At 46.4% G+C, this 22,335-nt stretch carries 21 protein-coding genes; 4 read left to right on the forward strand and 17 right to left on the reverse strand.

Annotated features, from left to right (window positions below; all coding sequences use genetic code 11):
• Positions 1 to 17 precede the first annotated feature (17 nt).
• From sspB to zapE, 8 genes are all read right to left on the reverse strand, one after another.
• Complete coding sequence (gene sspB, locus AKJ31_RS10165; protein WP_053408983.1) at positions 18 to 488, reverse strand: ClpXP protease specificity-enhancing factor; 471 nt, start codon at positions 486 to 488, stop codon at positions 18 to 20.
• 9 nt (positions 489 to 497) lie between these two features.
• The gene (gene sspA / locus AKJ31_RS10170; protein WP_053408984.1) at positions 498 to 1,133 is read right to left on the reverse strand and encodes a stringent starvation protein SspA; all 636 of its coding nucleotides are present in this window, start codon (positions 1,131 to 1,133) and stop codon (positions 498 to 500) included.
• Between the two features lie 97 nt (positions 1,134 to 1,230).
• A complete protein-coding gene (locus AKJ31_RS10175) occupies positions 1,231 to 1,968 on the reverse strand; it encodes a cytochrome c1 (RefSeq protein WP_053408985.1) in 738 nt (245 codons plus the stop codon).
• The gene (locus AKJ31_RS10180; protein WP_053408986.1) at positions 1,965 to 3,230 is read right to left on the reverse strand and encodes a cytochrome b; all 1,266 of its coding nucleotides are present in this window, start codon (positions 3,228 to 3,230) and stop codon (positions 1,965 to 1,967) included. The genes AKJ31_RS10175 and AKJ31_RS10180 overlap by 4 nt, the downstream gene beginning before the upstream one ends.
• Positions 3,230 to 3,823, reverse strand: a complete 594-nt coding sequence (gene petA / locus AKJ31_RS10185; protein WP_053408987.1) for a ubiquinol-cytochrome c reductase iron-sulfur subunit — start codon at positions 3,821 to 3,823, stop codon at positions 3,230 to 3,232. Before petA ends, AKJ31_RS10180 begins: the two co-directional genes overlap by 1 nt.
• Positions 3,824 to 4,154: 331 nt before the next feature.
• Positions 4,155 to 4,547 (reverse strand): 30S ribosomal protein S9, encoded by a 393-nt coding sequence (rpsI, locus tag AKJ31_RS10190; protein WP_005436094.1) that lies wholly within the window; start codon positions 4,545 to 4,547, stop codon positions 4,155 to 4,157.
• A 15-nt stretch (positions 4,548 to 4,562) separates the two neighbouring features.
• Positions 4,563 to 4,991, reverse strand: a complete 429-nt coding sequence (gene rplM / locus AKJ31_RS10195; RefSeq protein WP_005372872.1) for a 50S ribosomal protein L13 — start codon at positions 4,989 to 4,991, stop codon at positions 4,563 to 4,565.
• A gap of 245 nt (positions 4,992 to 5,236) precedes the next feature.
• Entirely contained in the window at positions 5,237 to 6,349 is a 1,113-nt protein-coding gene (gene zapE, locus AKJ31_RS10200) for a cell division protein ZapE (RefSeq protein ID WP_053408988.1), read from the reverse strand.
• Between the two features lie 152 nt (positions 6,350 to 6,501).
• On the opposite strand from zapE, the gene zapG reads away from it, so the two are divergent.
• From zapG to degS, 3 genes are all read left to right on the forward strand, one after another.
• Positions 6,502 to 6,957: a Z-ring associated protein ZapG gene (gene zapG / locus AKJ31_RS10205; protein WP_053408989.1), complete on the forward strand. Its 456-nt coding sequence runs from the start codon at positions 6,502 to 6,504 to the stop codon at positions 6,955 to 6,957.
• Positions 6,958 to 7,083: 126 nt separating this feature from the next.
• Positions 7,084 to 8,451: a DegQ family serine endoprotease gene (locus tag AKJ31_RS10210; protein ID WP_053408990.1), complete on the forward strand. Its 1,368-nt coding sequence runs from the start codon at positions 7,084 to 7,086 to the stop codon at positions 8,449 to 8,451.
• A gap of 130 nt (positions 8,452 to 8,581) precedes the next feature.
• Complete coding sequence (gene degS / locus AKJ31_RS10215) at positions 8,582 to 9,643, forward strand: outer membrane-stress sensor serine endopeptidase DegS (RefSeq protein ID WP_053408991.1); 1,062 nt, start codon at positions 8,582 to 8,584, stop codon at positions 9,641 to 9,643.
• Positions 9,644 to 9,701: 58 nt separating this feature from the next.
• Here the strand turns inward: degS and parC are convergent, their stop codons facing one another.
• The 6 genes from parC to nudF all read right to left on the reverse strand — a co-directional run bounded on the left by parC (position 9,702) and on the right by nudF (position 16,564).
• A complete protein-coding gene (gene parC, locus AKJ31_RS10220; RefSeq protein WP_053408992.1) occupies positions 9,702 to 11,975 on the reverse strand; it encodes a DNA topoisomerase IV subunit A in 2,274 nt (757 codons plus the stop codon).
• 3 nt (positions 11,976 to 11,978) lie between these two features.
• Entirely contained in the window at positions 11,979 to 13,859 is a 1,881-nt protein-coding gene (gene parE, locus AKJ31_RS10225) for a DNA topoisomerase IV subunit B (RefSeq protein ID WP_053408993.1), read from the reverse strand.
• 207 nt (positions 13,860 to 14,066) lie between these two features.
• Positions 14,067 to 14,648 (reverse strand): esterase YqiA, encoded by a 582-nt coding sequence (gene yqiA, locus AKJ31_RS10230; RefSeq protein WP_053408994.1) that lies wholly within the window; start codon positions 14,646 to 14,648, stop codon positions 14,067 to 14,069.
• Between the two features lie 29 nt (positions 14,649 to 14,677).
• The gene (gene cpdA / locus AKJ31_RS10235; RefSeq protein WP_053408995.1) at positions 14,678 to 15,496 is read right to left on the reverse strand and encodes a 3',5'-cyclic-AMP phosphodiesterase; all 819 of its coding nucleotides are present in this window, start codon (positions 15,494 to 15,496) and stop codon (positions 14,678 to 14,680) included.
• A 10-nt stretch (positions 15,497 to 15,506) separates the two neighbouring features.
• On the reverse strand, positions 15,507 to 15,947 hold the full coding sequence (locus tag AKJ31_RS10240; protein ID WP_053408996.1) for a DUF1249 family protein: 441 nt from the start codon (positions 15,945 to 15,947) through the stop codon (positions 15,507 to 15,509).
• Positions 15,935 to 16,564 (reverse strand): ADP-ribose diphosphatase, encoded by a 630-nt coding sequence (gene nudF, locus AKJ31_RS10245; RefSeq protein WP_053408997.1) that lies wholly within the window; start codon positions 16,562 to 16,564, stop codon positions 15,935 to 15,937. Before nudF ends, AKJ31_RS10240 begins: the two co-directional genes overlap by 13 nt.
• A 232-nt stretch (positions 16,565 to 16,796) precedes the next feature.
• On the opposite strand from nudF, the gene tolC reads away from it, so the two are divergent.
• Positions 16,797 to 18,101 carry an outer membrane channel protein TolC gene (tolC, locus tag AKJ31_RS10250; protein WP_053408998.1) on the forward strand — a complete coding sequence of 435 codons (1,305 nt, stop codon included), beginning with the start codon at positions 16,797 to 16,799 and terminating at the stop codon, positions 18,099 to 18,101.
• 74 nt (positions 18,102 to 18,175) lie between these two features.
• Here tolC and AKJ31_RS10255 read toward each other — a convergent pair whose 3' ends face one another.
• The 3 genes from AKJ31_RS10255 to mnmL form a co-directional block, all read right to left on the reverse strand.
• A complete protein-coding gene (locus AKJ31_RS10255) occupies positions 18,176 to 18,622 on the reverse strand; it encodes a hypothetical protein (RefSeq protein ID WP_053409100.1) in 447 nt (148 codons plus the stop codon).
• Positions 18,623 to 18,627: 5 nt separating this feature from the next.
• On the reverse strand, positions 18,628 to 20,970 hold the full coding sequence (gene arcB, locus AKJ31_RS10260) for an aerobic respiration two-component sensor histidine kinase ArcB (protein ID WP_053408999.1): 2,343 nt from the start codon (positions 20,968 to 20,970) through the stop codon (positions 18,628 to 18,630).
• Between the two features lie 295 nt (positions 20,971 to 21,265).
• Positions 21,266 to 22,213 (reverse strand): tRNA modification radical SAM protein MnmL/YtqA, encoded by a 948-nt coding sequence (mnmL, locus tag AKJ31_RS10265; protein ID WP_053409000.1) that lies wholly within the window; start codon positions 22,211 to 22,213, stop codon positions 21,266 to 21,268.
• Positions 22,214 to 22,335: the final 122 nt, after the last annotated feature.

Here is a 22,335-nt window from a genome sequence, read left to right on the forward strand (position 1 = left end):
GGTAAACGCTGCTTTTTTTATTTCACGACTCGTAAGCTTGGACGACCTTTAGGTCTTGGTGGTTTGCTATCAGAATCCGCATCACTGTGTTCAGCGCTTGCTTCGGCTAAAGAGGCTGTTTCTTCTTCCTCAATAAACCCTTCATCAAACTCGTCCATGTAACCTTCTTCAGGCTCAAACATGGTTCCTGCACCATTTTCACGAGCATAAATCGCTTGTACGGCATAAAGTGGCACAATCACTGAATGTGGTCGGCCACCGAAGCGAGCATTAAATGTGATCGCTTCATTGCCAAGTTCCAAGTTACCGACTGCTCGCGGAGCGATATTCAAAATGATTTGCCCATCTTGAATAAACTCTTCCGGAACTCGTACTCCTGGAAGCATCGCCGCAACAACCAAATGCGGCGTTAAATCATTGTCCACCAGCCAATCATAATATGCACGAAGCATATACGGACGGCGTGGTGTCATATTCGCAATATCCATTAGCCTTGATTAACGAGACAGACGCATTTCACGTTCAGCTTCTGTTAGAGAAGCAAGGAATGAATCACGCTCGAATACTCGGTTCATGTACACTTTTAGCTCTTTAGAGCCAGGACCAGTAAGCTCGATACCTAGTTGAGGTAGACGCCACAATAGTGGAGCTAGGTAACAATCAATCAAGCTGAATTCTTCACTCATGAAGTATTCGTATTCAGCAAACACTGGCGCTAGAGTCAACAGATCGTTACGTAGTTTGTTACGTGCAGATTCCGCTTCTTCAGCTGTACCCTTTACGACTTTCTCAGCCAATGTGTACCAGTTTCTCTCGATACGGTAAATCATCAGACGGCTGTTACCACGTGCAACCGGGTAAACAGGCATCAAAGGTGGATGAGGGAAACGCTCATCTAGGTATTCCATAATGATCTTTGAGTCATAAAGCGCTAGCTCTCGATCAACTAGAGTAGGTACTGTTTTGTATGGGTTAAGTTCAATAAGCTCAGCAGGTAGATTTGCTTCATCAACAAGCTCTACTTCAACACTTACACCTTTCTCAGCCAGAACAATACGTACCTGATGGCTATACATATCAGATGCACTTGAAAATAGAGTCATCACAGAACGTTTATTGGCAGCTACAGCCATGGAGCCCTCCAGCACACTTACAACGATAAAAACAATGGAGGCTAGGCCTCCATTGTATAGTTAAAAAATTTGGAATTAGCACGGCATAATAGCACAATTAGTGCACATCACGCCAATACTCTTTCTTCAGCAGTACCACAACGATAGTGAAGATAATTAGGAAACCCATTACCCACCAACCTAAAGCGTGACGCTCAAGTTTCACAGGGTCACCTGAGTACTCTAGGAAGTTCACCAAATCGCGTACAGCGTTGTCATACTCTTCAGTATTTAGCTCACCAGTACCGTCTGATTCAACACCAACAACAACTTGGTGCTCTTCGCCGTTAACCATTTTGGTTTCAAAGATAGGCTGAGGAATACCTTGTAGCTCTTCCAATACGTGTGGCATACCAACACTTGGGAAGACGATGTTGTTTACGCCAAACGGACGCGTTGGATCTGCGTAGAAAGAACGCAGGTAAGTGTATAGCCAATCCGCACCACGAACACGAGCAACCAGAGTTAGATCTGGCGGTGGAGCACCAAACCATTTCGCTGCTGACGTTTCAGGAATCGCGTTTTCCATCAAGTCACCCACTTTTGCTTCTGGGTCGAAAATTAGATTTTCTTTCATCAGCTCAACTGGGATACCAATGTCACGAGCAACGCGCTCGTAACGTTGATATTGAGCAGAGTGACAACCGAAACAGTAGTTCATGAACAGTTTTGCACCATTCTGAAGAGACGCCTGATCCGATAAGTCATTGTTTGCTTTATCTAGTGGAACGTTAGCACCTGCTGCCATCGCCAGAGAAGGCAGCATTGCAAATAAAATTACAATCCATTTTTTCATTTGAATGTCACCCTTTCTGGTAGTGGCTTAGTCGCTTCGTTCTTACTGTAGAAGTACAGCAGCACGAAGAACATGAAGTAGGCTAAGCTGAAGATCTGAGCTAGTAGCGTGTAAGTTGGCGTCGCTGGAAGCGCACCTAAGATACCTAGCGCAATAAAGCTGATCGTAAATTGGATGATATTAAATAAATGGAACTTACTGCGGTAACGGTAAGAACGTACCTTACAACGGTCAAGCCAAGGCAGTACAAACAGAACCACAATCGATGCACCCATAGCGATAACACCTAGTAGCTTGTCTGGAACCGCACGTAGAATCGCGTAGAACGGCGTAAAGTACCATACAGGAGCAATGTGCTCAGGTGTTTTCAGTGGGTTAGCTGCTTCAAAGTTAGGTGGCTCAAGGAAGTAGCCGCCCATCTCTGGGTTAAAGAACAGCACGTAACAGAACAAGAACAAGAATCCGGCTACACCTACCATGTCCTTCACTGTACCGTAAGGGTGGAAAGGAATTGAGTCGATGATGTCGTACTTCTTAGTGTAGTAGTCGTGGAACTTGAACTGAGTCTTGTAGTCGTCGCCCATCGAACCTTTCGGTAGCTTCGTTTCGATACCGTCTGGGTTGTTTGAACCCACTTCGTGCAGTGCCAATACGTGCAAAACGATAAGCAGCAGAAGAACGATTGGTAACGCGATTACGTGCAGTGCGAAGAAACGGTTCAGCGTTGCACCAGAGATTACGTAGTCACCACGAATCCATAGTGTTAGGTCATCACCGATAACTGGAATAGCACCGAATAGAGAAATGATTACCTGAGCACCCCAGTAAGACATCTGACCCCATGGTAGTAAGTAACCCATGAAAGCTTCAGCCATCAGCACCAAGAAGATCAGCATACCGAAGATCCACAGTAGCTCACGAGGCTTCTGGTATGAACCGTAGATTAGACCACGGAACATGTGCAGGTAAACAACAACGAAGAATGCAGAAGCGCCAGTTGAGTGCATATAGCGAAGTAGCCAACCGTACTCAACATCACGCATGATGTATTCGATAGATGCGAATGCACCGTCACCAGACGGCACGTAGTTCATCGTTAGCCAAATACCCGTTAGGATTTGGTTAACCAACACAAGCATCGCTAGCGAGCCAAACAGATACCAGAAGTTAAAGTTCTTTGGCATCGGGTACTCAGAAAGGTGCTTTTTGTACGCATTCATTGCGGGTATGCGTTTTTCTACCCAATCAAGTAGAGCTTGCATTATGCCTCCCCTTCTTCGTCAATACCAACGATGATCTTGGTATCACTCAGATACATGTGCTTTGGAACGACTAGGTTTAATGGAGCCGGTACACCCTGGAATACACGGCCAGCCATATCGAACTTAGAACCGTGACAAGGGCAGAAGAAACCTGATTTAACACCCTGAACTTGTTCACTAAAACTGTCAGGTAAATAGGTCGGTGAACAGCCAAGGTGAGTACAGATACCAACCGCGACGAAGTATTCAGGCTTAATCGAACGGTAAGCATTTGTAGCGTAAGCTGGTTGTTGTGCTTCACCAGAATCTGGGTCACGTAGCTGACCGTCGATTTGTTTTAGTGCATCCACAACTGACTGCGCGCGACGGACAACCCATACAGGCTTACCACGCCACTCAACACGAACCATCTGCCCTTCTTCAAGTTTACTGATATCAACTTCAACAGGGGCACCTGCAGCTTTTGCTTTTTCACTTGGGTTCCAAGATTTAATAAAAGGCACGGCGACAGCAGCAGCTCCAAGACCACCCACAACAGCAGTTGTAGCAGTTAAGAAACGTCTGCGACCGTTATTTAAAGGCGCATTGCTCATCCAAACATTCTCCCATTTGCTCCTTTTGGATTTTTGTTATTCCGCTTAAAGAGCATGGCTAACAAAATACGAATTTAGTTGTATTTATTTGATGGCAAATGATAAATAAAACCCTACTTTTTGACAAGATAAAGCTACCTTTTTGTAACATTTGTGAGGTAAATCGCCTATGAGGTCACAAAAGGGGCATAAGTAATGGAAACGTTCGAGAAAACGAGAACAAGAAAGGATTTTTTTTGCGTAGAAAAACAAAAAGCCCGGCATGAAGCCGAGCTTTGAACCACAATTTCCAGTAAAAAACCGGAATAGCGGAATTTCCAGAAAGAGGAAATTAACGCTTAGAGAACTGTGGACGACGACGTGCTTTACGTAGACCAACTTTCTTACGTTCAACGCAACGAGCGTCACGAGTAACGTAACCTGCTGCACGTAGAGTAGGACGTAGAGACTCATCGTATTCCATTAGAGCGCGAGTGATACCGTGACGGATAGCACCTGCTTGACCTGAAATACCGCCACCTTTAACAGTAACGTATAGGTCTAGTTTCTCAGTTAGTTCAACTAGCTCTAGAGGTTGTTTAACAACCATACGAGAAGTTGGACGACCGAAGTACTCATCAAGACTACGCTTGTTGATTACGATGTTGCCGCTGCCTGGTTTAATGAAAACACGTGCAGCTGAGCTTTTGCGACGGCCAGTGCCGTAGTATTGATTCTCTGCCATTTTCGAAATCCCCGATTAGATGTCTAGTACTTGTGGTTGTTGAGCAACATGGTTGTGCTCAGCGCCAGCGTAAACTTTTAGCTTACGGTACATAGCACGGCCTAGAGGACCACGTGGTAGCATACCTTTAACCGCTAGCTCAAGCGCCATTTCAGGCTTACGATCGATCAGCTTTTCAAAAGTGATTGATTTTAGGCCGCCTGGGAACTCAGAGTGACGGTAGTACACTTTGTTCTTAGCTTTGTTGCCAGTTACAGCAACTTTCTCAGCGTTGATAACGATGATGTAATCACCAGTGTCAACGTGAGGAGTGTATTCAGCTTTGTGTTTGCCACGTAGGCGAGATGCAATTTCACTTGCTAGACGACCAAGAGTTTTACCTTCAGCGTCTACAACGTACCAGTCGCGTTTTACAGTTTCTGGTTTAGCAACGAAAGTTTTCATGCTAACAATAACCCGTTAATATTTAAATTTACACTTAAGGAGCTTTCGCTCCCACTGACTAAGAGTCCAGTCAACACCCCTTCGAGTGGTTGGCACTCTCGACCCGTTATGTCGAAATACCTTCGATAATCAAGGTCTGCAGTAACGGTGGGTCGCAGGATTATAGAGAAGTCAGTTGAAAAAATCACCTCTTTTTGGCAAAAAAATTCATTTTTTTTTGCCTGATAATCCAGATGGAATCTAGCTTAAGCCAAATGCTCCTTAGCTAAGTAATCATGGCTTTGCATTTCGATCAAACGCGACTGACATCGTTTAAACTCAAATTCCAATTGCCCGCCGGTATAAAGCTCTTCCAACGCCACTTCTGCGGAAATAATCAACTTAACGTGACGCTCATAGAACTCGTCTACCAATGCGATAAAGCGACGTGCGGCGTCATCAATCATGCGGTCCATCTGTTTTACATCGGCGAGTAACACCGTGTGATAGATTTTTGATAGTTCAATATAGTCGTTTTGACTACGAGCAGACTGGCAAAGCTGGGCAAAGCTCGCGTGCAGCACCCCTTCAGCCGTTTCATTGACTTCGATTTGGCGATGATTAATCTCAATCTGTTTTTCACCACGCTTGCCTTCACCAACCAATTGCTCAAAGTACTGGTGTAAGTTTTTGCTCGCTTGTTCATCTAACGGATAGTGATAAATTTCCGCTTGTTCAAGCGTGCGCAGACGGTAGTCGATTCCACTGTCGACGTTAAGCACTAGGCAATTACGCTGAATCAACTCAATTGCTGGCAAAAAGCGCACACGCTGTAATCCATTGCGGTACAAGTCTTCCGGCGGGATATTCGAGGTCGCCACTAGAACAACACCACGTTTAAACAACGCTTGGAATAAGGTTCCTAAGATCATCGCGTCGGTAATATCGGAAACAAAGAACTCGTCAAAGCAGATGATCTCCGCTTCCGCCTTAAAGGTATCCGCAACCAGCTCAAGCGGATCATTGACGTCGCCGAGAGAATTCAGCTCATCGTGGACACGATACATAAAACGGTGAAAGTGAACGCGCATTTTCTTTTGCGTCGGTAATGCATTGAAAAACGTATCCATCAAATACGTTTTCCCGCGCCCTACTCCGCCCCAAAAATACAAACCTTTGGGTACGTCGGGAGCCTCAACTTGACTCTTTTTACTGAACCAGCTTTTCCAGCCAGTGCTTTTTTCCACTGCCGGAGTTTCGATGTACTGAATAAACTGATGGTATAAGTTATCGAGAGCAGTGACCGCTTGTAGTTGAGCGCTATCTTGCTGGAATCCATGCTCTTTTATGTCATTTTGATAGATTTGTAGGGGAGTCATCACTTCATATACCTATAGAGGAAGAGTTGAAACTGCTATGTAGAGCACATGCATTTTTCTTTATTGGCTGAATCACTCATAGTACCATGTCATCAGAACATGTGTAACTTAACAGTGAAAAACATGTTAAATAACAACAATAAGGAGCTATTATGCCTTGGATTTATGCCATCGTGGGTTTGCTTGTCGGCACGCTGTTGGGCGTTATCATTTCTCGTTTGACAACTCCTGATTACAAAAAGCAAAAGAGCGTCCAAAAAGAATTAGACACAGCAAAATTCGAATTGGAACAACAGAAGCAAGATTTGGCGGACCACTTCGCGCAAACCGCTGAGATGCTTGATTCTCTTGGTCGAGAGTACACTAAGCTCTACCAACACATGACAAAGACGTCTTCAGAATTACTGCCTAACATCCCTGATCAAGATAACCCGTTTGTGAAAAAAGTAACGGACCAGTCCAAATCAGAAACAGTAATTGAAGCCGGAAGCGACGAGTCTATCGATCAAGCACCAAAAGATTACGCATCCGGCGCGACGGGTCTTTTAAAAGAACAAAAGAAAGAAATTCTTGATTCAGACCAAGTGGTTACTGCTAGAGCTTCTTAATTAACACCATCATCACGGTGAACTTTGTAAAGGTTTTTGAGTCTTAACTCCCACAGGTGTCCCTTGAATTAATATTTTTTATACAAATATTAATTTCAAAGGCCTTAACTTAATAGGAGTTATCAGATGAAAAAACCTTTGCTTGCTTTAACTGTCCTATCCTTAAGCTTAAGTTCAATCATCACGCCATTACCCGCCACTGCGGCACTACCTTTAACTGTTGGTGGAGAACAGCTTCCAAGCCTTGCGCCAATGCTTGAAAAAGTCACTCCGGCGGTTGTAAGCATTTCTGTCGAAGGTACTCAGGTATCTAAACGCCAAATCCCGGACCAGTTTCGCTTTTTCTTCGGTCCAGACTTTCCAACAGAGCAATTGCAAGAGCGCCCATTCCGCGGTTTAGGCTCTGGTGTCATTATCGACGCGAAGAAAGGTCATATCGTTACCAACTATCACGTAATCAACGGTGCGGAAAAAATTCGCGTGAAGCTGCATGATGGCCGTGAATACAACGCGGAACTGGTTGGTGGCGACCAAATGTCAGACGTCGCTTTGCTGAAACTCGAAAAAGCGAAAAACCTGACTGAAATTAAGATTGCAGATTCAGACAAACTGCGTGTGGGTGATTTCTCTGTCGCGATCGGTAACCCGTTTGGTCTAGGACAAACCGTTACTTCAGGGATAGTTTCTGCGCTAGGCCGAAGCGGTCTCAACATCGAAAATTTTGAGAACTTCATCCAAACCGACGCGGCAATCAATAGCGGTAACTCGGGCGGCGCACTGGTTAACCTCAATGGTGAGTTGATCGGTATTAACACCGCGATTCTTGGTCCGAATGGCGGCAACGTCGGTATCGGCTTTGCGATTCCATCAAATATGATGACCAACCTCACCGCGCAAATTCTAGAGTTCGGTGAAGTGAAGCGCGGTATGCTAGGTGTACAAGGCGGCGAAATTACCTCTGAGTTAGCGGATGCGCTGGGTTATGAATCAAGCAAAGGTGCTTTTGTCAGCCAAGTGGTTCCTGATAGTGCCGCAGATAAAGCTGGTCTAGAAGCAGGTGATGTCATCGTCTCAGTTAACGGCAAAGATATTCACTCGTTCAGCGAACTACGAGCTAAAGTGGCAACACTTGGTGCGGGTAAAGAGATCACACTTGGCGTGATTCGCGACGGTAAGAAGAAAAACTTCGACGTGACGCTTGGTGAGCAACAGAACATGAAAGCCTCAGCGGAAAAGCTTCATGAAGGCTTATCGGGTGCTGAGTTAACCAACACTACACCGAAAGATTCGGTTCAAGGCGTCAAAGTCGCTGCTGTCGAGAAAGGTTCAAATGCTGCTGCGTATCAATTGGAACAAGGTGACATCATCATTGGCGTCAACCGTCAGCGAGTGAAGAACTTGGCTCAGTTCCGTAAAGCGATTGAGAAGCAAACTGGCGTACTCGCACTGAACATTCAACGTGGTGACAGAACGCTGTATTTGGTTATTCGTTAAAAAAGTTCGGATAGAAAAATAAGACCTGTGACTGAAAGGACAGCTGGAAATCCAGCTGTCCTTTTATTATTAACTAAACTAGTGATATTCTTCGATAACTTAATAACAGACGATTCTTAATGAGGAAAATATGCTGCAATTTTTATTGCGCTCTGCGGGTTTAGGATTAGCCACGGCAGTGCTTCTACTGCTTGCCGTCCCCTCACTGAGGAGCAATATTTTTCCTCCCTCGACTTCTGATGACACAGAAATTAGCAGTCGTGACCAAATCTCGTTTAATCACGCGGTACGCAACGCAGCGCCAGCCGTGGTTAACATCTACAGCCGTAAATACACCGAGAATGACCGCTCAAAGCTGCTGACACAAGGCCTTGGTTCTGGCGTAATTGTCAGCGAAAAAGGCTACATCATTACTAACTACCACGTGGTTGCCCAAGCCGACCAGATCGTGGTTGCTCTTCAAGACGGACGCGTTGCAGCGGCTCAGTTAGTCGGTAAGGACCGCCGAACCGATATTGCCGTGCTGCGTATCGAAGTTACTAACTTACCGGTAATTCCAACCAATCCAAATTACGCGCCCAAAGTGGGCGATATTGTGTTGGCGATTGGGAACCCGTACAACCTCGGACAGACCACCACTTTCGGCATTATCTCTGCCACCGGACGCTCTTCAATTAGTGCTGATGGACGCCAAGCGTTTATTCAGACAGATGCGGCGATCAACGAAGGTAACTCGGGGGGCGCTTTGGTAAATACTCGCGGTGAGCTCGTCGGAATCAATACCGCCTCTTTCCAACAGGCAACAGAGTTGGAAACTTACGGGATCTCTTTCGCCATTCCATACCAACTAGCCAACAAGATTATGCAAAAGATCATTGCTGACGGACGTGTGATTCGCGGTTACATCGGTATCGATGGACGTGATATCAACTCGGTAACGTCACGCTTGCTCGGTAACGATCACCTTGGTGGTATCGTCGTTTTAGGCGTTGACCCTAACGGCCCTGCCGCTGACGCTGGCTTTGAAGCTCAAGACATCATCTTGAAGATCGATGGAGAGAAAGTGAATGGTCGCCAAAGCGTGCTGGATATAGTCACCGAGCTAAGACCCGGCTCTAAAGTCGATATCTTAATCCTGCGTAAAGGTGAAGAAATGACGCTTAGTGTCACCGTGGCGGAAGACACCAACTAGGTAAAGCTCAAATACTAGCGATAAAAAAATCCCATGCAGTGCATGGGATTTTTTTGTTTTACTCGTCGCCGGAAGGCTCACTGTTTGAAGCTTCGACTTCTATCTTCGTCACTCTTTGCAAGCCACGAGGGAGTAAACCACCTCGACGACCACGTTCGCCACGGAAGTTATCAAGATCACTTGGTTTGAGGCCAAGTTTACGCTTACCAGCATACAAGGTCAGCGTCGCGTCTTTCGGCACTGAAATCAGGTGAGAAAGAATTTCTTCTCGATCTTTCGCCTTCGCCGCTGGAATGTTGATAATCTTGTTACCCTTACCTTTCGCTAGTTGCGGCAGATCTTTAATTGGGAACAACAGCATTCGACCTTGGTTGGTAATCGCGACAATTTCATCCGAATCTAGGTCTGAAATCGCATTTGGCGTCATCACTTCAGAGTTCGCAGGTAGCGTCACTAACGCTTTACCGCTGCGGTTTTTCGACAACAAATCACTGCCTTTACATACGAAACCATAACCCGCATCCGAACCGACTAACCAAAGCTGATCATCTTCGCCCATGATCACTTGGCGAATATTACTACCCGCAGTGATATTCAGACGACCGGTAATCGGCTCACCTTGGCTACGAGCCGATGGTAACGAGTGAGATTCGAGTGAGTAACTGCGGCCATCACTGCCAAAGAATACCGCTTGCTGGTTGCTCTTACCTCGAGCCGATGCGAGGAATTTATCGCCTGACTTGTAGCTCAAGCCTTCTGCGTCAACATCGTGGCCTTTCGCATGACGAATCCAGCCTTTTTCAGACAACACAACCGTAATAGGTTCACTAGGCACCAGGTCACGCTCGGTCAGTGCTTTGGCTTCTGCACGTTCAATCAGAGGTGAACGACGGTCATCACCATACTTCTCAGCATCCGCTTTGATTTCTTTTTTCAGTAGCGTGTTAAGACGACGCTCAGAACCCAATAGCTGCTCTAGCTTCTCGCGTTCTTTTTCCAATTCTTCTTGCTCACCGCGGATCTTCATCTCTTCCAGTTTGGCAAGATGACGAAGTTTGGTGTCCAGAATCGCGTCAGCTTGAATCTCCGTGATGCCAAAACGTGCCATAAGCACCGCTTTCGGGTCATCTTCGGTACGGATGATTTCGATGACTTCATCAAGGTTGAGGTAAGCAACCAACAAACCTTCTAACACGTGCAAGCGCGCTAGCACTTTGTCTAGACGGTGTTGCAAACGACGGCGTACCGTAGTGCGGCGGAACTCAATCCATTCAGATAAGATCTGAACTAAGCCTTTAACCTGGGGACGATTGTCCAAGCCAATCATGTTCAGGTTAACACGGTAGTTCTTTTCTAAATCGGTTGATGCAAACAAGTGGTTCATCAACTGATCGCAATCGACGCGGTTTGAGCGCGGTACGATAACGATACGAGTCGGGTTTTCGTGGTCTGACTCATCACGTAAGTCATCAACCATTGGCAACTTCTTCGCACGCATCTGGTTAGCGATTTGCTCAAGTAGCTTCGCACCTGAAACTTGGTGAGGTAGCGCGGTAATCACCACGTCTGAACCTTCTTTGTGCCAAACTGCGCGCATCTTGATGCTGCCACGACCAGTGCGGTAGATTTTTTCCAAATCGGCTTTTGGCGAAATGATCTCAGCTTCAGTCGGATAATCCGGACCTTTGACAAAGTTCATCACATCCGCCAGTTCTGCTTTTGGACTATCGATCAGATGAATCGCAGCCTCAGCGACTTCGCGAACATTGTGTGGCGGAATATCTGTCGCCATACCAACCGCGATACCCGTTACACCATTAAGTAGGATATGCGGCAGACGAGCTGGCAGCATTTGCGGCTCTTTCATCGTGCCGTCAAAGTTTGGTTGCCATTCAACCGTGCCCTGACCTAATTCACCTAAGAGAACTTCAGCAAACTTAGACAGTTTCGCTTCGGTATAACGCATCGCAGCGAATGATTTCGGGTCATCTGGCGCACCCCAGTTACCTTGACCATCCACCAGCGGGTAACGGTAAGAGAACGGCTGAGCCATCAATACCATAGCTTCGTAACACGCAGAGTCACCGTGCGGGTGGTATTTACCCAACACGTCACCAACGGTACGTGCCGATTTTTTGTATTTTGCCGCCGCCGAAAGACCAAGCTCCGACATTGCGTAAATGATACGTCGTTGAACCGGCTTTAAACCGTCACCGATGTACGGCAACGCACGGTCCATAATGACGTACATTGAGTAGTTCAGATAAGCGTCTTCAGTGAACTTGCGCATTGGCAACTGTTCAACGCCATCGTAGGTAATTTCTGTAGACATTCGTTAAACCTCTGCCATATCGCCGTTGCGTTGTAGCCAGCTACGACGGTCATCCGCACGTTTCTTACCGAGCAGCATGTCCATCATTTCCATGGTCGACTCGTTGTCGTCGATGGTCAACTGCACCAGACGACGGGTATTGGGATCCATGGTGGTTTCGCGCAACTGCAGTGGGTTCATCTCACCCAGACCTTTGAATCGCTGCACGTTGATTTTGGCTTTCTTCTTCGAAAGACGCTCTAAGATGCCTTCTTTCTCATCGTCGTCTAACGCGTAGAAAACTTCTTTACCACAGTCAATTCGATACAGAGGAGGCATCGCAACGTAGATATGGCCTGCTTCCACCAACGCCTTAAAGTGGCGAGTAAACAGAGCACACAATAGCGTTGCGATGTGCAGACCATCTGAGTCCGCATCGGCAAGGATACAAATTTTGCCATAACGCAGGCTTTCAAGGTTATCGCTATCTGGATCGATACCCAACGCAACAGAAATATCATGAACTTCTTGAGACGCAAGCACTTGGTCAGCCGAGACTTCCCAAGTATTCAGAATCTTACCGCGTAGCGGCATCACCGCTTGGAACTCACGGTCACGCGCCTGTTTTGCACTACCACCCGCCGAGTCACCCTCGACAAAGAAGATTTCAGTGCGGTTAAGGTCTTGAACTGAGCAGTCAGTCAGTTTGCCCGGTAATGCCGGACCTGACGCCACTTTCTTACGTACAACCTTTTTGCTCGCACGCATGCGGCGATGGGCGTTCGCAATGCAGACTTCGGCTAACTGCTCCGCTAGCTGAGGTTTTTCGTTCAACCACAAGCTGAAAGCATCTTTGACCACACCGGAAACAAACGCCGCAGTTTGGCGAGATGAAAGACGCTCTTTGGTTTGACCAGCAAACTGCGGGTCTTGCATCTTCACCGATAACACGTATGAACAGCGGTCGAAGATATCGTCGCCTGTCAACTTAACGCCACGTGGCAGCAAGTTACGGAACTCACAGAACTCACGCATAGCATCAAGCAAGCCTTGGCGTAAACCATTTACGTGCGTACCACCTTGTTTGGTGGGTACCAAGTTGACGTAACTTTCGGTGATCATATCACCGCCTTCTGGCTGCCAGATCACCGCCCAGTTTGCCATTTCTGTATCAGCGACAAACTCGCCAATGTATGGCTCTTCTGGCAAGACCGGATAACCTTTCACACCTTCCGCTAGGTAGTCTTTCAGGCCGTCTTCGTAATACCATTTGTGCTCTTCGTTATTGACCTTGTCACTAAACGTGATCTCAAGACCTGGACACAGTACGGCTTTCGCACGTAGGTTGTTTACCAAACGAATTGCGGAGAATTTTGCGCTGTCGAAGTATTTGCTGTCTGGCCAGAAGTGCACTGCGGTACCAGTGTTTCTATGCCCACATGTACCAGTGACTTTTAAATCACTGACTGTCACGCCATTTTCAAAAGCGATTTCATGCACCTGACCTTCACGTTTTACAGTCACTTCGACACGTTTGGAGAGCGCGTTTACTACCGAAATACCAACACCGTGCAAACCGCCAGAGAATTTGTAGTTGTCGTTGGAGAACTTACCACCAGCGTGAAGCTTGGTCATAATAAGTTCAACACCGGAAATACCTTTCTCTGGGTGAATATCAACCGGCATACCTCGACCATCATCGATTACTTCCAATGATTGGTCAGCGTGAAGAATAACCTTAATCTTCTTAGCATGCCCTGCGAGTGCCTCATCCACCGAGTTATCAATAACTTCTTGCGCTAAGTGGTTTGGTCGCTCTGTTTCGGTATACATGCCAGGACGATGTCGTACTGGGTCGAGACCTTCAAGAACCGAGAGGTCTTTCGCATTATATTGTTCAGTCATAATACGGATATCGTTATAAAGAATAAAAAGATGACTTGGCGGGCAGTCAATGAGGCTTAGTAATGATTAAAAGTGCCAAAAATGATCAATCTATGACCAACTAAAGCCGCACAAGTATAGGTGAAACATACTCTTGGAAGAGACCTGATCATGTCAAGCGAGATACGCAAGTATCAGGTAAATTTATGACTCTTCCCTCAATGAGGGTTAAAGCTCAAGGAATTCTATGATCTGCTGAGGATAGCGTTCAAAGTCGATAAAACTGTGGTTACCACCCTGCTCGACCGTCTGTTTTGCGCCAGAAAATTTTGCCACCGCCTGACGATAATCGAGTACTTCATCGCCTTCTTGTTGCAGTAGCCAGAAGTCAGCAACATTGTTGATATTAGGCGTATCGAGTGCCTTTAACTCATCAATGTGTTTAGATTCAAGAATGTATGTTTCGTTTGTGTATGGGTTGGTTTGCTCACCCAGAAAATCCGCCAATAGTTCGTATGGCTTGACTGCTGGGTTTACTACCACCGCTTTAAAACCGAACTGCTGGTTGAGCCACATAGACATATAGCCGCCGAGTGAACTGCCAACGAGCCCAATTTGAAAATCGTCTTTGTACTGAGCAACGATATCAGCTAAGTGCTGCGCTGCTAACTGCGGAAAACACGGCAACTTAGGAACCACAACTTTGATATCTGGCCTGTGCTGCTCACAATACGCTTTCATCACATTCGCTTTGTGTGAAAATGGTGAGCTGTTAAAACCATGAATATAAAGAAGTAATGAAGGTTTCATAATGTTCCTAGTTTTGACGACGTTGTCGGTTAGTATCCCGCAGAATTAAAATCAGGCTGGAAACTACCTTGAGGTAAGCGCTTCACCAAGGTTTCGACCTGACCATCTCTCTTGAGCTCTAGCTCGCGCCAACCTGGAGAGCGTGTGTCTAGGGCGAAATCGTCTGAGTTAGGCTTAAACTGCACACACGTTGACGGTGTTGCCATGACTCGAACGTTATTGTGCATCACGTTCATATCTTGATGCACGTGCCCACATAGTATCGCGTTAACGTTGTCGTGTTTGTCTACCACGTTCCAAAAGTCTTGAGCGTCTTTTAAAGTGTGTTGGTCAAGCCAAGCACTGCCCACCAAGATTGGATGATGATGGAGTAAAATCAACGTGTGGCGGTCAGCGTATTGCGAAAGTTTGTCTTCCAACAGCGCTAACTGTTGATCGCTTAATCGCCCGTGTGGCACTCCGACGACTTGAGAATCCAGCAGGATCATTTGCCAGTGTTCACCCAACAATACATGCTCAATGTGTTGAATCTGTTGAGACGGGAGCACCGAAGTCATGTTCGGTTTAAAATCGTGATTGCCCGGTAGCCAAAAACAGTGTTTCTCTAATGGTGCGATACCACGCTCAAATCGCTGATAGGACACGGCACTGTGGTCTTGTGAAATATCACCAGTCGCCAGCACAGCGTCATATTCACACTGCTGCTCAAGAATCGCATTAACCACTGCGTTAAAACTGTCACCGGTATTAACGCTCAACAAGCTACCATCTGTTGCTTCAAACAGGTGAGTATCTGTAATTTGGAGCAGCTTAATACTGCCGTCTGAAGAGCTTGAAGTTACTTTCAAAATTACAAACCTAAATATTGATCGGCGTTCGGCTGATACCATGCCGTAAACAAAACGTTAACCAATCGCCCAAAAAACGGTTCAGTTGTGCTTTTTCATCTTGTTGAACCATCTTGTCATTCGGGTAGTCGTAACGCGCGTTAATGCGTTTCAAGTGAGCGCATTCACAGACCTCTGCTACGCGAGCATCGTGGTAGAGCCTGACAGACATTTTTGGCAATGGAAATACCGGAACGTCATCGCTTTGACAGATATCGACCAAAGTTGTGTACTTTGTGACTTCGCCCACTTGAATTTGGTAAGTCATACTCGCAGCTTGGTAGCAACGTACGTCTCCGACGCTCGCATTATTCGGAATGAGAGCGTTCAATTTTGCATAATTGGTTTCGTACGTTCGCATCAGTTCAGCTAAATCAACATGATACGGTTTTCTTTCTGCTACTTTTGCCATTCGCTTCTTAAACGCTGATAGTTGAGCTGCAACCATTGTAGAGCAATGATCGACGCTCCATTTTCAAACTTACCGTTCACAACCCATTGGTAAGCCTGTTCTCGGCTAACCACATGGACTCGAATATCTTCACCTTCATAGTCTAAACCATGAACACCCTGTGCGGTTGACGCATCCACTTTACCTACGTACACGTCGAGCATTTCTGAACAGCCGCCTGAAGAAGGGTAATAAGAAGTCACCTTTTCAAGTAACGACACCTCAATGCCTGCTTCTTCAACGGCTTCACGACGGACCACTTGCTCGGCAGACTCGTCGCGGTCGATAATTCCAGCGACAATTTCCAACTGCCACGGATGCTCGTGCTCAAGTGCACCAACTCGAATCTGCTCAATAATGACCACTTGATCAGTCTCAGGGTCATAAGGAAGCATGGCAGCCGCATGGCCGCGCTCGAACATTTCTCGTTCGATAGTTTGGCTCCAGCCTCCTTCAAACAATTTATGTCTGAAACGGTACTTCACCATACTAAAGAACCCTTTGAAGAGTGTCTCTTTTGAGAGAACTTCAACATCTTCAGGCGTAAACTCGCGTTGTTGTTGGTCAGGATGTTGCATTTGGCACCTCGCTGAGTGAATCTTATAGTTTACTCAGACAAAAGCGGTTGTTCCAAGGACATGGCTCAACTTTTTATATAATTTTTATAATCTGAGTTAAATTGATTAATTATTTTATTGCACACTCGGGCAGTTAAGTGTAAAAAGTTGCAAAGTTTTGCATGAATTAACATCACTTTGAGTTAAACTCTGGAATAGTCACCATTTTTATATTTGGCAGGAAAAAATACCTATGAAGAAACTGCTTCCACTATTTGTTAGTGCCGCGTTAGGCAGTCTAAGCGCTACTGCTTACGCTGATACATTGGCAGACATTTACAATCAAGCGAAAGAAAATGATCCAACATTACTAAGCGCAGCTGCGCAGCGTGATGCTGCATTTGAAGCAGTGACCTCTAGCCGCTCAACATTGCTGCCTCAAATTACGCTAAATGCTGGTTACAACATCAACCGCAGTGACGAAGATACTCGTGATAGTGACAAATTTACTGCTGGTATTAACTTCTCTCAAGAACTTTACCAACGTTCAAGCTGGGTAACGCTAGACGTAGCAGAGAAAAGTGCACGTCAATCAGATGCGTCTTACGCTGCGATTCAACAAGCACTGATCTTACGCGTATCACAAGCGTACTTCGAAGTACTTCGCGCTCAAGATAACTTAGTTTTCGTTCAAGCAGAGAAAGCGGCGGTTGGCCGTCAGCTAGAGCAAACAAAACAACGCTTTGAAGTGGGCCTATCAGCGATCACTGACGTACACGATGCACAAGCGCAGTACGATGCGGTACTGGCCGATGAAGTACTAGCGCGCAATGACCTGAACAACAGCTACGAAGGTCTACGTGAAATTACTGGCCAAGAACATTCAGATCTAGACGTTTTGGATACTCGTCGTTTCTCTGCGAGCAAACCATCAACGCCGATCAACCAACTGATTGAAGAAGCGCAACAAAAAAACCTTAACTTGTTGTCAGCTCGTATCGCTCAAGATGTAGCGAAAGACCAAATTTCTCTTGCAAGTTCTGGTCACCTGCCATCCCTAACTTTGGATGGTGGTTACAACTACACTGACGAAAGCAACGACAACACTGCCACTTATGACGCGTCTGATTTCAGTGTGGGTGTTAACTTAGCGGTGCCACTATACACTGGTGGTAATACAACCTCGCTAACCAAACAAGCGGAATACAACTACGTTGCGGCTAGCCAAGATCTAGAAGCCTCTTACCGTAGTGTCGTTCGTGACGTTCGCGCATTTAACAACAATATCTCTGCTTCTATCGGCGCACTACGCGCGTACGAGCAAACAGTGGTTTCAGCAAAATCAGCGCTTGAAGCAACTGAAGCAGGTTTTGATGTGGGTACGCGTACTATCGTTGACGTATTGGACTCGACTCGCCGTCTATACGATGCGAACAAGAGCCTGTCTAACGCGCGTTACGATTACATCCTAAGCGTACTGCAACTGCGTCAAGCGGTTGGTACACTGAGTGAGCAAGACATCTTAGACATCGACTCAGGTCTGAAGTCGGCGAAATAAGTAAACGCAACACACTAAAAAGGCTTGTCATATGGCAAGCCTTTTTTATTGTCGAGAGTTTGAGTTTACCGCCGCTAGTAAACCTTTTGAATTTTAACGCTCTTTTCAACCAACCATTCAACTTGCTGGTCAACATTGAGTTCAAGCGCGACATCCACCGTCTGTTCTGGGTCAAGCTGCAACTCCCAGATAAACGCCACTTCCCATTTATTCTGATTGTGGGTTCTCAGTTCAAGTAAATCACCTTCAATATCCCAACTCTGATCACCTTGTCTAATCGACACACGCTCGACATTCAGTTCCGCAGGCAGGATCGTATCTGACTCCAAATACAGAGCGCCATGAAGCGTACTGTCTTGCACTTCACCGATCGTAGGCATCATGTTGAGCCATAGGTGGCTTTGCAACTCAACCGTCGACTGAGCAAACTCGACCTGATTTGTTTCTTGCCAAGTAATAGATTGACTGGTGCAGCCACCAAGCAATGCTCCGCTTAACACCCACGCCGCTACTTTGTTCATTTTCTTCACTTCTTCGCCAACCATTGTTTGAGCACCTGAATATCATGTTGGTACTCGTTTTTGATTTCTTCCACCCAATCGTCGATGTTCTCCCACCAAGCAGGAAGATCTGGAGATTGCGCTTTTTGTGCAACGCTCTGAATCCGCTTAAGACCAATTGAACCCGCCGCACCTTTGATCTTATGCGCTTCTGAAACTATGCCATCTTGATGCTTCGCGGTCATATTGGAGTCAAGCACTTCGATGTAATCAGGCATCATATCTTCAAACATGGTAATGCTGTCTAACACAGGTTGTGAGCCGACAATATCAACATAAGATTCAAGCATATCGAGATCCAGCAGACGGGTAACCTGATCGCTATCGTCAACCTGTTCTGGTTCTGGCGTCACCACTTGTTCAAGCGTAACTTGCTCACGTTGAGTAAATTTCGCGATCACGTCTTGCACGTCTTTGACTGACAGCGGTTTGCTGATCGCATCGTCCATCCCTTTTTCAAGGTATTCCGATTTGTTCTTCAGTACATTCGCCGTTAACGCCACCAGCGGAGGAAGGTCTTTGTAGGTTTTACGGAAATACTCCGCGACGTCGAACCCGGTCATGTCAGGCAGTTGAATGTCGAGGAACACCAGATCGTAAATCTCTGGATCAAACATCTCCAACGCCTCTTCCCCCGTCATGGCGACACTCACTTCGTGACCCATACTTTCTAGCAACGAACGGGCGACTGTGATGTTAAGTTCGATATCTTCGACCATAAAGATATTGAGTTCTTGCTGCTGCTCGGGCGCTACTGCTTGCGGCTCCTCTTCCTCAGCCAATGGGACGTGGATAGAAACCGTAAAGGTACTGCCAAAACCTTCTTCACTGGTTACGCTGATATCGCCATCCATCATGTTGATTAACTGCTTAGAAACTGCCAAGCCGATACCGGTGCCCACCGCGTGGAGGTTGTCTTTGCCCGATTTAACCTGGTAGTACATGGCGAAAATCTTATCCAGTTCGGACTCTGGAATGCCGATGCCGCTGTCTTCGACTTCCATGGTGATGTCAGCGTAACCGTCTTGCACCTCAGCGCTGACCGTCATTACAACACCGCCTTCTTTGGTAAACTTCATCGCGTTGCTGACGAGATTCCACAGTACTTGGCGTAGTCGAGTCGCATCGACTTCAATCGCTGAAGGTAGGTCACTCAAACGCTCTAAATCAAAACGCAGTCCTTTTTGCGACGCCATCAGTGCAGAGATACTCTCCATCTCAGCGACAAACTGCTCAAAGTTAAGCGTCGATGGGTATAGCTCAAGCTTACGACGATCAAACTTGTCCATATCGATGATGTCGTTAAAGATATTACCAAGCGTGATCGCGCTGACATTGATGGTCTGCATGTGATGACGCTGCTCTTCATTTAATTGAGTATCGAGTAGCATGCGACTTAAGCCAACAATCCCATTGAGCGGCGTACGCAGCTCGTGACTGATGGTCGATATAAATGTGGTTTTATCGCGGCTGGCTTTCTCTAGTGACTCTTCATGGCGTTTACGCTCGGTGATGTCTCGACCAAAACCAACCAAGCCAAGGTGGCGACCATCTTTGCTGTAAAACGGTACTTTACGCAGTTCAAAGTAGTTGCGATGCCCGTCTGGGTACTCAAGCCATTGTTCATAAGTGATCGCCTGATTGTCAGCAAACACTTTCTGGTCGGTATCGACGATCTGCTGCGCTACTTCTTTGCTGTAGACATCCCATGGTGTCAAACCAACCAATTGGTTCTCTTTTTTACCAGTCAGCTCTTCCATTGCACGGTTACAGCCAGAGAATACGCCGTCCGCATTGCGGTAATAGATCAAGTCAGGTGAGGCATCGATAAACGAACGCAACAGTGCAGTTCGCTCTGCCAATTCCACCTGCGTTCGCTCACGTTGATACACCTCGTTTTCTAGGTCTTTCATCGCTTCTTCACGCGCTTCCTCGGCTTTAATCCGTTCTTCAATTTCTTGATTTAACTTAGCAATATTCTGCTGCAGCTTTTGGTTGAGTTCTTGGTCACGGGAACGCATATCTTTGAGTTTCGAAACCAGTTTAGAGAGACGTTGGCGAGACTCTTCCAGTTGGTCAACAACCACAGATAAGAAGTACACCGCCCAAGGCGTAATAAGCAGACCAAAGAACACCGAGCGAACGATGTCGATGTCATCAACGTGACCAGTCAGCACTAAAGTCACACCGACTTGCACCACTACCGCCAACGCAACTAAAGCCAACGCAAGCAAGATGGAAAAACGTAAGATGCCGAGCTTAACGAGAAGGTCTACATAATATTGGGCGAGATTTTTTATTGGCTTCATTCAGCGCTCCGTGCAGGTAAATCAGGCAAAACGTCACATGAACGGGTTCGACTCTTTAAGCAATGAGAATTCATAAATGCGGCCTAAAGGTTTCTGTCACCATTCTAATATCAAGCGACAAAGTTCACGTATCGTTTTAAGCGGTTAGTTCAATTTTACCCGTTTTACCCCGCAACGGCTAAAAGAATACTGTGCCGTCAAAGGGCTAAATGCCTGATGTGTGACGCAAGAAGGGTTGAGAGTAAAAAGCAGTGACGCTCACTACTTTCTATTACTTTGAAATGCGGAAATGAAGTTATGAGTTTGGCTTGAGCTCTGGTTTAACGTAACTATAAGGCTGACCGATCAGCGAGCCTTGCGCACCGTCTTGATTCAACGCGCGACCAATTTCGGTCATCGCAAGCCAACGGTTTTCACACCACAGTGGCGCAAGCAACGTCGGTCTTCTCGCCGCTGAAGAAACGCGGTGGAATACTACATGAGGCGGCGTCATGCGGATCAGCTCACTGGCAATGGAGACATATTCTTCTAGTTCAGGCGCTTGAAGTTTGCCCGCTTTCCACGCTTTTGCCATCGTACTGCCTTCAACAATATGCAAACCATGCAGTTTAATGCCGTCAGTCCCTACTTCCAGTACCCGGCGCATTGTCTCGATATTATCTTCACGTCGCTCTCTCGGTAAGCCGACAATAAGATGAGTACAAACTTTGATTCCCAAAGCCCGCGCCCGCTGGGTAATTTCAGCGTAGCACTCAAAATCGTGGCCACGGTTAATGCGTTTAAGAGTTTGATTATTGGCGGTTTGCAAGCCAAGTTCGAGCCAAATCTCGTAGCCTTGGTTTACGTATTCAGACAACAATTCCAGCACCGCGTCGGGGACACAATCTGGACGAGTCCCAACACATAACCCAACAATATCCGCCGCTTGCAACGCTTGTTCATACATACTTTTCAATACCTGTACTTCGGCATAAGTACTGGTATACGCCTGAAAATAAGCCAAATACTTTTTCGCTCGGCTCACTTCGCCCGCACGATCTTTGAGTTGTGATTCAATACTTTTGATTTGAGCCTGTTCGTCAGCAAACGACGCTACGTTGCAGAAGGTGCACCCTCCTCGGCCTATCGTGCCATCTCGGTTAGGGCAACTGAATCCACCGTGTAGCGTGAGCTTGTGTACCTTTTCGCCATAACGTCGTTGTAGATCCTGTCCGATGGTATTAACCAACTCATGTAACTGCATATATAACCCTAAATAAGACGAGAATGAATATCATTGCGATTAATGTAATTAAATTACAATTCTGAAAATATTCGAGGGTGAAATTTAGCGATTTCAAACAGGACAAGAGTTAAGCGAAGTCA

This window comes from Vibrio hepatarius (assembly GCF_001274785.1).
Lineage (GTDB): Bacteria > Pseudomonadota > Gammaproteobacteria > Enterobacterales > Vibrionaceae > Vibrio > Vibrio hepatarius.